Consider the following 11,104-nt stretch of genomic DNA (forward strand, 5'->3'; position numbering starts at 1 on the left):
GTTGATCGCATGGAAAATAGTCGAGTCGCCACCAATTTCTGTATCGCTCAAATAAAGCCGGCGGGAGAGGTCACCTCCATCAGGCCGCTCTACCTTGATGACACGAGCGCCAAGATCCATCAGGCGCAGTGAAGCATAAGGCCCGGACAGGAACTGGCTCATATCGACGACAAGCAGGCCCGCCAACGGTAGTTCATTCTCGGCAGTCATTATTTCTCGGTCTTTCCAACGAAATTGGCGGGATTTTGGTACTTTACGGTCTGCAAATGCTCGCAATACAGAACGAGTTCACCCTCGTTCCTGTACACTTCATAGCTCGCACGGATCAGGCCCAACTCCTTGTAGCGCGGGCGCTTATCCAGATTGGTGCGGATCGTGTAGATCGTGTCATTGAGAAAGACTGGCTTGATGAAACGCAACTTGTCATAGCCATAGGAAAAGGCATTGACGCAATTGGTTGCCACGAGTCCTAGGCCCGCAGAAAACACGAAAGCGCCGGCAACAAGCCGTTTGCCGAAGATACCCTCGCTCTCGGCAAACATCTGGTCCTGCACATACGGGTGAATGTCCGTAACCAGCATGTTGAACAGGTGACTATCGCTTTCAGCTATTGTCCGGCGCAACGAACGGATTTTCTGTCCAACCGGCCAATCCTCATAAAACCAGTTCTCGGCGTTCCACACAGGCAGCGCGGCATGGTCTCCTGGCATGTCTTTCGGATAGGTGGAGGAGACGCCAACGCTGGGCGCAAAATCGTTCATGGCCGCAAGACTCCAGTCAGCGGACGCTGCCTCTGCGATCTCATGCGTCATCCTCCCATATCTTCTCTTGTGAATAATCTTTTCACATATGGGTATAGTTGACAAGGGTAGGAAGTGTTAAATCCTAACTGTGGATTACCGCCTCGCCCAATAGCCGCTCGCGATCGTGGGGACCTTCGAAGTCAATTTGTGGCCCGATGGGTACGATGCCGGTCGGATTGACGTGAGTGATAGAGTAATAGCCGGCCTTGATATGGTCGATCTTCACGGTGCTGCGTACATCCTGCCACTGGTAGAGTTCACGCAAGTAATTGGAAAGATTGTGATAATCCTTCAGACAGCGGAGATTGCATTTGAACGCGCCATGATAGGCTGCATCGAAGCGCACAAGCGTCACGAACAGGCGCCAGTCCGCTTCGGTCAAATGATGACCAGCGATATATCGATGATCAGCTAAATGCGCCTCAACCTTGTCCAGCGCCTTGAAGACATCCGTCGCAGCTTCTTCGTAGGACGATTGAGTCTTGGCAAAACCGGCGCGGTAAACGCCATTGTTGATATTCTCGTAGATAAGCTCGTTCCATTTATCGATTTCGGGACGCAACTGCTCTGGATAGAAATCCTGGCGATCGCTGGTCAAGCCGTTGAAGGCGGTATTCAAAATTCGAATGATATCAGCGGACTCGTTGTTGACGATCCGGCCCTCTGTGCGGTCCCAAAGCACCGGTACTGAAACTTTGCCGGTATAGTTGGGCTCGCTGGCGGTGTAGAGCTGATGCAGATAGCGGATCGGCGGCGCCTTAGGCCCTGCGTCTTGCTCCTTGGCGAAAGTCCAGCCATTTTCGCCGATGGCAGGTTCGGCGACGGAAATACGGATTATGTCGCGCAAGCCTTTGAGGTTACGGAAAATCAAAGTCCGGGACGCCCATGGGCAAAGATACGAGACGAAGAGCTGATAGCGATGGGGTTCCGCCGGGAATGTCGGTTTCCCTTGAGGGTCCGGGGCACCATCGGCTGTAATCCAGCCGTGGAAGTGCGTCGCCTCGCGGTGGAATGCACCGTCCTTCATTTCGCTGGCGGCTACTTCGCCCTCGACCCATTTTCCGTTGACCAAAGCTGGCATTTGATTTGTTCCTGACATTCGATTTGTTGGTCAGGATCGCATTTCGTCGCCTGGTTGCAAACCGCKCAAGCTTTGACAGACTGTATTTGCACCCGCGACAGTTGGTTCACCTGATCGCGGCGATCAAATCCTTATCGGGAAAGCAGGTAGGCGCCAGGCCCTGTTTTGCCTGCCAATCACCAATTGAGCGACGAGTCTTAAAACCGGGAAAGCCATCCGCGCCACCCGCATCATAGCCTTTCTTTTCCAAAATTCGCTGTAGACCCGCGATATCCGAACGATAAAGCCCACCAACATCGCCCCAACCGGCAGAAAAGCCCGTTGCGCCGTGCGAGATACGATCTCCGACATGGCTTATAAACAGCGCATAGAGATCACTCATGTTGTATTCCTTGATCACATAAAAATTCTTGGTGACGATGAATGCAGGGCCGTGCCGTCCCGCAGGCATCAGCAGAAAGCCTTCACGTTTGGTCTCGCTGGAAGGAAATGGCTTGCCGTTGACGCGGGTAATGCCGAGCTTTTCCCACGCCGTAAAGGGCTTGCCTTGGTCAGGACCTTCCAGCGCACAACTGACACTAGCCGGAACATTGACCTCGTAACCCCAGTCACGGCCCTTTTGCCAGCCATATTGCGCAAGGTAGTGCGCGATCGAACCAAGCGTGTCCGGTACGGAATTCCAGATGTCACGTTTGCCGTCCCCATCGAAGTCTACGGCGTGTTCGAGATATGAACTCGGCATGAACTGAGGCTGGCCTAGGGCACCCGCCCAGGAACTTTTCATGCTGCCGGCGCCGATATAACCTTTTTGGACGATCTCCAGCGCGGCGATAAGCTCTTCCTGGAACATATCCTTGCGCGTTGCCATGAATGCCTTGGTGCCGAGCACGGTAAACGCGTTGTTGGGAATTTTGACGCTGCCGTAACCACTTTCACGGCCCCATATAGCAAGGACGATCTCACCCGGCACACCATATTTCGCCTCGACTGCCTTCAAGATGCGCGAATTTTGGCCGGCCCGCGCGGTCCCGCCGGACGTAACCGCATTGATCGTCTTGTCATTGAAATACTTGCCGGGCGAACCGAATTCGGATTGAGTCTGCTTCTTCGGTGTCTGGGGTTTTTCACCCGGCATTACGAGGTCGGGAAGCTCAAAATTCAACGACACACCCGAGAAAGCCTGATCGAAAGTCGCCTTGGAAATACCTTTCGACTTGGCTTCTGGCCAGAGATCATTAGCCAACCAGGTTTCAAATTGTGTTTCGACCTCGGTCTTAGATGCGGCCAGCGCCGAAGAACTCAGAAGCAGTCCAATCAATACGATGGCAAATCTCACCAGGCTCGCGATCAAAACGTTCTCCCTACAGCGATGTTCGAGCCCGCAGCGCGGCGGTCAATGTTCCTTCGTCGAGATAGTCGAGCTCGCCGCCAACAGGGACGCCATGGGCGAGCCGAGTGACGCGAATATCAAGCCCCGCAAGCTGATCAGTAATATAATGTGCTGTCGTCTGGCCCTCGACGGTGGCGTTGACCGCAAGGATTACTTCCTTGATCTCACCTTCCGCTACCCGCCCGACGAGCGATGCGATATTGAGATCGTCCGGTCCAATACCATCCAAGGGCGACATACGCCCGCCGAGCACGTGATAGCGCACGTTCATCGACCCGGCACGCTCCAGCGCCCAGAGATCTGAGACGTCCTCGACCACAATCAATGTCGCTCGCTCCCGCCGCGGGTCAGTGCAGATCATGCACGGATCAGATGTATCGACATTGCCGCACGTCGAGCAGATACGCACCTTGTCAGCGGCATCCTGCATCGCAGAACCCAGCGGTATCAGCAGTGCTTCTTTCTTCTTGATGAGATGCAGTGCAGCCCGGCGCGCTGAACGCGGCCCGAGGCCCGGCACTTTGGCCAGAAGCTGGATCAGACGCTCAATTTCAGGACCGGCGATTCGTTTCGACATAGCGTGGGTGTAGAGCAATTTGGCGCTTTAGGGAATCAGGACGCGCAACAACTGCAGCGAACACGCTGTTGAAACAGCACACCCCCTGCATGCGTTGCTGCCAACCTTCAATATGTCCATGGTTGTCGCCCGCGCGCTAAAACGGCAGCTTGAATCCGGGCGGGATTGGCAATCCGGCGGTAAGGGCCTGCGTCTTCTCCGCCATAATCGCCTCGACTTTCGACTTAGCCTCGTTGTGCGCTGCGATGATCAGGTCTTCAATGACCTCGATATCGTCTTCCTTGAATAGCGACGGATCGATGGTCAGGGCAGTCAGCGCGCCCTTGCCGGAGAGCTTTACTGTAACGAGGCCGCCCCCTGCTTGGCCTTCCGCTTCAAGAGCAGAAATTTCTTCCTGCATGGCCGCCATCTTGGCCTGCATTTCTTTGGCCTGTTTCATCATGCCCATAATGTCACGCATGGAAAACTCCTGTTGTTCAATCGTCTTCTTCGATGGGTGCCAGTGTATCACCACTGGTAGCCGCACCCTCGATCATTTCGCTGTCCGCTTGTCCGGCTGGCGCCGCGATGCGTACATTTATGATCTTCGCTCCCGGAAATTTCGACAGGATAGCCGCAACATCCGGATCTGACCTTGCATCGCTCAAAAGCGAGTCGCGTTTCGCAGTTTCGGTCTCGTTGATCGTCGCATTGCCTTGCTCGCGCGAAAGCGAAACCATCCAGCGAATGCCGGTCCAGTCACTCAGCCTCTGCGACACATCCGTCAAAAGCGTCTTCGGTGCATTCTCCGTTAAATTGATTTCAAGCCGCCCGGGCCTGATGCTGACAAGCCGCACACAGTTCTTGACCATGATCTTGAACTGCATGTCACGCTGCTTTTCCGCCAGCGCGATTATATCCTCGATGCTGCTGACTGGCACCATGGGTGCCTGCTCTTCAATTACCGGCGGAGCGATCGGCTCGGACCTTGCAGCAGGTTCGACCAGACGCATGGTCGCGCCACCATTGGAGCTGACCGAACCGCGCGACGAAGCGATCGCATCGGTGGAACGTGCCACGGCTCCCCCGCCATTTCCGGGACGCGGGCCATCACTGCGCGGAGCCTGAGCGGTAAGTGGTCCACCCTCCTCCAGCGATTTCAACGCCTCGTCCAGCGTCGGCAGGTCGGCAGCATGGGCAAGCCGGATCAGCAGCATTTCCGCTGCCTGCACGGGCCGACTGGAATTGTCGACTTCGGTTATCCCTTTGAGCAGCATCTGCCAGGTGCGCGACAGTACCCGGATGGAAAGCTTCTCTGAAAAATCCTTGCCACGCGTCCGCTCATCTTCCGATAGGGAAATGTCATCGGCCACGTCGGGCGTGAAGCGAACACGCGTCACCAGATGATTGAAATCGGCAAGATCGGTCAGCACAACGCTCGGGTCTGCGCCCACATCATACTGCGCACGGAATTCGCGCAAGGCAGATGCAACATCGCCGCGCATCAGCATTTCAAACAAGTCGATAATGCGAGCCCGATCCGCGAGACCGAGCATTGAACGTACCGCCTCGGCACTAACGGTGCCGGCGCCATGGGCAATGGCCTGATCGAAGATTGAGAGCGAATCGCGCACCGACCCTTCGCCCGCCCGGGCAATCATGCTGAGCGATGCATCGTCGACCGTAATTGTTTCGAGGCCAGCGATCTTTTTCAAATGTCCGATCAGGAGACTTGTGTCTATACGGCGAAGGTCAAAGCGCTGGCAGCGCGACAAAACAGTAATCGGAACCTTGCGGATTTCTGTGGTAGCAAAGATGAATTTTACATGGGGCGGCGGTTCTTCGAGAGTCTTCAACAGGCCGTTGAAGGCCTGATTGGAGAGCATGTGCACTTCGTCGATGATGTAGACCTTGTACCGCGCAGAAACGGGGCGATAGCGCACCTGCTCGATAATCTCGCGGATATCGTCGATACCCGTGTGCGAAGCGGCATCCATCTCGATCACGTCGACATGGCGACCCTCCATGATCGCCTGGCAATGTTCGCCCGGCACCGAAAGATCGATCGTCGGCTTGTTGATGTCAGTCGTCTTATAATTGAGTGCGCGCGCGAGGATACGTGCAGTCGTCGTCTTGCCGACTCCGCGGACGCCCGTCAGCATCCATGCCTGCGCAATGCGGCCGGTCTCGAACGCATTGGTCAATGTACGGACCATCGGCTCCTGGCCGATCAGATCGTCAAAATTCTGCGGGCGATATTTGCGGGCGAGCACGCGATAGGCGCTGTCTGCCATGGTGTTCATTCCGCTCCTGCTTTGGTCTACTCGCGTCGCGCAAGTTTGGACCGCCATACACCACAGCGTCAATGCCGATAACGGCTTTGACACAGGCAAGGTGACAAAGAAGAAAGGGTGGGAGGCTGGCACGGCGACCCGTGCCTGGCTCGTTGGGGCTGCTTCCTTCCGGACCTGACCCGGTTGGCGAGTGGCTCGTCCACCACCAACCTCCCGAGGCTCATATCGGCAATTCACGCGCAAAAAGCAAGCGTACAGTCGAAAAAACTGCTATTTGTCGCAAATCATGATGTTCGAACTCGATAGCAAGCTTGCAGCAGACACGTTTTCCATTGCGAGACTGGGTCTCTGCGATCTGCGCCTGATGAATGACTGCCGCTGGCCATGGCTGATCCTGGTTCCACAGCGCCCGAACATCTGCGAGATCCATGAAATGACCCCGCTCGATCAGACGATGCTCACCTTCGAGGCGGGAATCGCCGCGCAGGCACTGAAAACCGTGGTCAACTGCGAAAAAATTAACACAGCCGCCATCGGGAATATTGTCCGGCAGCTGCATCTGCATGTCATTGCGCGCAACAGCGGCGATCCCGCCTGGCCCGGGCCAGTCTGGGGCTTTGGGCAGCGCGAGCCTTATGAGGAAAAAGAAGCAAAGTTCTTTGCGAACGCCATACTGAAGGCTATCTAATTACTCAATATACTTGGCTTCCCACGCTGGAGGCTCTCTGGAGTTCCATCCCATGCCTTTTCGCCTCTTCGATGCTCCAGATATGGAGCCAAGCCATTTCGTCGGCTTTGCCGGAAACAGAATCAACCGCCATTCAGAAAAGCGCAACGACGATGTGGTGGCCACTGCACTTGCCAACGCCAACGCTCGCATCCTGCTCACTGGTCAGGGCCAAGTGCTGGTTATGGGTGGCGACACGGGCAGCGCGCTGTTCAGTCTGCAAGATGCAACAGCACTGTTACCTGCCCCGGACAAGACCATCTATCTCGGTATGCAGGACGATGTACCGATCCTTGCCTCCGCCAGCGGTTTCGATTTTGCAGCCTTGCCGGAGACGATCAAGGCGTTTGACTATCGTTCCGTCTATACACAAGGCCTCATCCCGCCAGACCAGCTTGGAGCAATGGCGCAGGCCGTCTCGTTGCTGACATGGCACCAGAATCACAAGTTCTGCGGCCGGTGCGGCACTGAAACCGTGATGCGCGATGGAGGCTACCGGCGCACCTGTCCCAATTGCGAGGCACAGCATTTTCCCCGCACTGACCCGGTTGCGATCATGATGGTAGTACACGAAGACAAGTGTCTTCTGGCACGCGGTGCGCACTTCGGCCCCGGCATGTATTCCTGCCTCGCGGGCTTCATCGAACCAGGTGAAACGATCGAAAACGCCGTGCGCCGCGAGACGTTCGAGGAAACGAACCTGCCGGTCGGCCGCGTGCTCTATCACGCCAGCCAACCCTGGCCCTTCCCCTATTCACTAATGATCGGCTGCCATGCGGAGGCACTCTCCGACGAGTTCACGCTGGACAAGGCCGAACTTGAGGATGGGCGCTGGTTCTCCCGCGCGGAAGTTGTCGCGATGCTCGATCGCAGCCATCCTGACGGGCTGATGACCCCGCCGCCAGGCGCTATCGCTGCGCACCTCATTCGCAGTTGGGTTCAGAGCGGAGTTTAGGTTCTACTCTTCCTCACCCTGTGCGCTGCGAAATGTCGTATCGGCGGGATAAACACCGAGGATCCGCACTTCCTTGGAGAAGAATTCCAGTTCGTCCAGGGCATGCGCGACATTCTTGTCGTCTGGATGGCCCTCGATGTCGGCATAAAACTGCGTTGCCGTGAACTTGCCGTCGATCTGATAGCTTTCGAGCTTCGTCATGTTGACCATGTTGGTGGCAAAGCCGCCCATCGCCTTGTAAAGCGCAGCAGGAACATTTCGAACACGGAAGACGAAGGTCGTCATCACGAGTTCGTCGGACCTACGCGGCGCCCACTTCTTGGTCTTGGTCAAAACCACGAAGCGCGTCACATTGTTTTCTGTGTCCTCCACGTCCTCTTCGAGGATATCGAGGCCGTATAAACTGGATGCAAGCCGCGGCGCCAGTGCAGCCATCGTCTTGTCCTTGACCTCCGCAACGAGGCGCGCCGCTCCCGCCGTATCACCGGCAATCACCGGCTTCCAGCCGTTCTGACGAATATACTTGCGGCATTGGCCCAGTGCATGAATATGGCTGTGGACCGAGGTGATCTCGTTACGCTTCGTTCCCGGTAACACCATCAGCTGAAAATGGATCGGCAGGAAGTATTCGCCGACAATGTGCAGGCGAGATTCCGGCAGCAGATGGTGGATGTCGGCGACGCGACCGGCGATCGTATTCTCGATAGGGATCATTGCGAGATCTGCCGCACCGCTTTCTACCGCGTTGAACGCATCCTCGAATGTCGGGCACGGCATCGGTTCCATATACGGGAACATGTCGCGGCACGCCGTATCGGAGTTCGCGCCAGGCTCACCCTGGAAAGAGATGCGGTTGGTCTTTGCCATGATAGACTGCCTTATATAGAGGTGAGAATGTCTCGTGCGCGTTCGAGGTCTTCGGCCGTATCAACGCCAAGGGGCACCGAATCAACGATTTCCACATCGATCCGCATGCCAGCCTCCAGCGCGCGCAACTGTTCGAGCCGCTCGCGGCGTTCCAGCGGCGATGGTCCGAGGCTGACAAAACGTTCGAGAGCGGCGCGGCGATAGGCGTAAAGCCCGATATGATGGTAAAGCGGCCCCTCGCCCCAAGGCGCGGTCGCGCGGGTAAAATACAGCGCGCGCAGTTGGTCTTTCCCCATGGGCGAACCAATGATCTTCACGACGTTTGGATTGGTCTTCTCATCCTCGCGCCGGATTTCGACGCCGAGCGTGCCTATGTCGGCGGGACCATTCTGCAGCGGTAGCAGTGCACGCTTTATGATTTCCGTCTCGATGGTCGGCAGGTCACCCTGAACATTGACCACCGCGTCGACATTGCCGTCCGGATCGAGCGCCAGCAATGCTTCATAAATGCGGTCGGAACCGGATTCGTGATCATTGCGCGTCATCACCGCTTCGAGCCCGTGCGCTTCGACCGCCGCTTTGACGTCGAGATTATCGGTTGCGACCACGGTGCGGCCAAGTCCCGCAGCCCTCGCCCGTTCCGCCACGTGCACGATCATCGGCTTGCCGGCGATATCGGCCAGCGGCTTGTCCGGGAGCCGGGTCGAAGCCATTCTCGCCGGTATAAGTGTCAGTATTTTCATCATTGCAAACACGCCTACGGTGTCAAAAAGTCTCAGGCAGAACCGCCCTTATATGTGTTGCAAGTCTTGAGTAAAAGACCTAGTTTCCGCGCGATCACGAGGGGACTCTTGTCGAAAAATGCAGCGATCTGCATTGACCAGATATTGAGAACCTAAGCAAGTGTGCTGAACACAAAGCTCCGGCACTGCACAGCAAGCGCCGCTATCGACTTTGTATTCAGTGTACTTGAACAGGACACAAGTGGAGCAATGATCGACGATGGAATCGAGCGCATTCAACAAATATGCCATGGCGTTTCTGGCAACCGTTTTCGTTGTCATGTCGGCAGGCATCCTGTCCGATGCTTTTTTCGATTCTCACGCACCTGAAAAGCCCGGTTATATTATCCAGGCCGCCGAGCCCGAAGCTGGCGGCGCTGGCGGTGAAGCCGCCCCTGCGGCAGCTGTGCCGATTGCAACGCTTCTCGCTTCTGCCGATGCGACACGCGGCGAAGCGGTTTTCAAGCGCTGCCAGGCTTGCCACACCGGTGAGAAGGATGGCCCGAACAAGATTGGTCCCAATCTCTGGGATATTGTCGACCGTCCCATCGCAACCCATCCGGGCTTCGGCTATTCGGGCGCCATCAAGGATTTCTCCAAGGGCGGCCAGGAGAAGTGGACGTATGACCACCTCAACCACTTCCTGACATCGCCGAAGGGCTACATCAAAGGCACGGCCATGGGCTTCGCCGGCGACAAGAAAGACAATGAGCGTGCCGATCTGATCGCTTATCTGCGCACGCTGTCGGATAGTCCTAAGCCGCTGCCGACTGCCGATGCGGCTGCGGCGCCAGCAGGCGATGCAGCAAAGCCCGCAGATGCAGCGGCCAAGCCGGCTGACGGTGCCGCTCCTGCTGCGCCAGCGGGTGAGAAGCCAGCCGATGGGGCTGCACCTGCTGCTCCGGCTCAGCCAGCACCCGCCAACTGAGTTCAATAGCCATTTCGCAAAAAGCCGGGCCTTAGGCCCGGCTTTTTCCGTTCTTGGTTGGGTTTTTTCGGTGAAGGCCTGTTCTCTGCCGCATTTTCTCTTAGACTACCAGCAAAGAGAACCTGTGGAGATTTGATTTGCGATTTCGCCCCTTCGTTGCCAGCCTCGCTTTCCTTGCCGTCGCTACCGTCGGCACCTTCCAGATAGCTCAGGCCGCAGAACCGGAATGGCGGACAGGGACAAGTCTTCTGGGCGAACTGAAGTACGGTGCCGACTTCAAGCACTATGATTATGTCAATCCGGATGCACCCAAGGGCGGAACGCTCAACCAGACCAGCGAGGGCAGTTTCGACAGCCTCAATCCCTACGTTGTCCAGGGTACGTCCGCTTCAGGATTGGGTGCATTGGGAGGCGGTCAGCTCTACGATACATTGATGAGCCAATCCCTTGATCAGGTCGGAACAAACTATCCGTTGATCGCTCAATCCGTTGCCTATCCCGACGACTTTTCCTGGGTCAAGTTCAAGCTCAATCCCGCCGCGAAATGGCACGACGGCGAGCCCATTACAGTCGACGACGTGATCTGGTCCTTTAACGTCTTGAAGGCGCAAAGCCCGCTTTACAACAAGTATTACCACGACGTTGAAAAGGCCGAAAAAACTGGCGACGGCGAGGTGACCTTCACTTTTACCAGCGGCGGCAACAGGGAACTGCCGAATAT

At 56.4% G+C, this 11,104-nt stretch carries 13 protein-coding genes and 1 other RNA gene; 4 read left to right on the forward strand and 10 right to left on the reverse strand.

Annotation, left to right across the window (positions count from 1 at the left end):
- The 8 genes from ACXJ5O_RS09660 to ffs form a co-directional block, all read right to left on the reverse strand.
- The coding region (locus ACXJ5O_RS09660) for a CoA transferase (protein ID WP_457299696.1) at positions 1–210 on the reverse strand (210 nt) is incomplete at its 3' end.
- Positions 210–761, reverse strand: a complete 552-nt coding sequence (locus ACXJ5O_RS09665; protein WP_457299704.1) for a MaoC family dehydratase — start codon at positions 759–761, stop codon at positions 210–212. The genes ACXJ5O_RS09660 and ACXJ5O_RS09665, both read right to left, overlap by 1 nt.
- 124 nt (positions 762–885) lie before the next feature.
- Positions 886–1,884 (reverse strand): glutathione S-transferase family protein, encoded by a 999-nt coding sequence (locus tag ACXJ5O_RS09670; RefSeq protein ID WP_457299697.1) that lies wholly within the window; start codon positions 1,882–1,884, stop codon positions 886–888.
- Between the two features lie 106 nt (positions 1,885–1,990).
- Entirely contained in the window at positions 1,991–3,223 is a 1,233-nt protein-coding gene (locus ACXJ5O_RS09675) for a lytic murein transglycosylase (RefSeq protein WP_457299705.1), read from the reverse strand.
- Between the two features lie 22 nt (positions 3,224–3,245).
- Complete coding sequence (gene recR, locus ACXJ5O_RS09680; RefSeq protein ID WP_457299698.1) at positions 3,246–3,851, reverse strand: recombination mediator RecR; 606 nt, start codon at positions 3,849–3,851, stop codon at positions 3,246–3,248.
- A gap of 136 nt (positions 3,852–3,987) precedes the next feature.
- Positions 3,988–4,311 carry a YbaB/EbfC family nucleoid-associated protein gene (locus tag ACXJ5O_RS09685; protein ID WP_457299699.1) on the reverse strand — a complete coding sequence of 108 codons (324 nt, stop codon included), beginning with the start codon at positions 4,309–4,311 and terminating at the stop codon, positions 3,988–3,990.
- Between the two features lie 16 nt (positions 4,312–4,327).
- Positions 4,328–6,181, reverse strand: a complete 1,854-nt coding sequence (locus ACXJ5O_RS09690; protein WP_457299700.1) for a DNA polymerase III subunit gamma/tau — start codon at positions 6,179–6,181, stop codon at positions 4,328–4,330.
- Between the two features lie 60 nt (positions 6,182–6,241).
- Positions 6,242–6,338: signal recognition particle sRNA small type (gene ffs / locus ACXJ5O_RS09695), an RNA gene on the reverse strand.
- A 69-nt stretch (positions 6,339–6,407) separates the two neighbouring features.
- Between ffs and ACXJ5O_RS09700 the strand changes: the two genes are divergently transcribed.
- Entirely contained in the window at positions 6,408–6,812 is a 405-nt protein-coding gene (locus ACXJ5O_RS09700; RefSeq protein WP_457299706.1) for an HIT domain-containing protein, read from the forward strand.
- Between the two features lie 52 nt (positions 6,813–6,864).
- Positions 6,865–7,806, forward strand: coding sequence for an NAD(+) diphosphatase (gene nudC / locus ACXJ5O_RS09705; protein WP_457299701.1), 942 nt, complete (start codon positions 6,865–6,867; stop codon positions 7,804–7,806).
- A gap of 3 nt (positions 7,807–7,809) precedes the next feature.
- Here the strand turns inward: nudC and ACXJ5O_RS09710 are convergent, their stop codons facing one another.
- Positions 7,810–8,673 carry a prephenate dehydratase gene (locus ACXJ5O_RS09710; RefSeq protein WP_457299702.1) on the reverse strand — a complete coding sequence of 288 codons (864 nt, stop codon included), beginning with the start codon at positions 8,671–8,673 and terminating at the stop codon, positions 7,810–7,812.
- An 11-nt stretch (positions 8,674–8,684) separates the two neighbouring features.
- Complete coding sequence (locus tag ACXJ5O_RS09715; protein ID WP_457299707.1) at positions 8,685–9,416, reverse strand: 3-deoxy-manno-octulosonate cytidylyltransferase; 732 nt, start codon at positions 9,414–9,416, stop codon at positions 8,685–8,687.
- A gap of 259 nt (positions 9,417–9,675) precedes the next feature.
- Here ACXJ5O_RS09715 and ACXJ5O_RS09720 point away from each other — a divergent pair, with 259 nt between their 5' ends.
- Positions 9,676–10,383 carry a c-type cytochrome gene (locus tag ACXJ5O_RS09720; protein WP_457299703.1) on the forward strand — a complete coding sequence of 236 codons (708 nt, stop codon included), beginning with the start codon at positions 9,676–9,678 and terminating at the stop codon, positions 10,381–10,383.
- A gap of 203 nt (positions 10,384–10,586) precedes the next feature.
- Positions 10,587–11,104: ABC transporter substrate-binding protein (locus tag ACXJ5O_RS09725; protein WP_457299708.1), on the forward strand; the 518-nt coding region annotated here is incomplete at its 3' end.

This window comes from Phyllobacterium sp. P5_D12 (assembly GCF_054049495.1).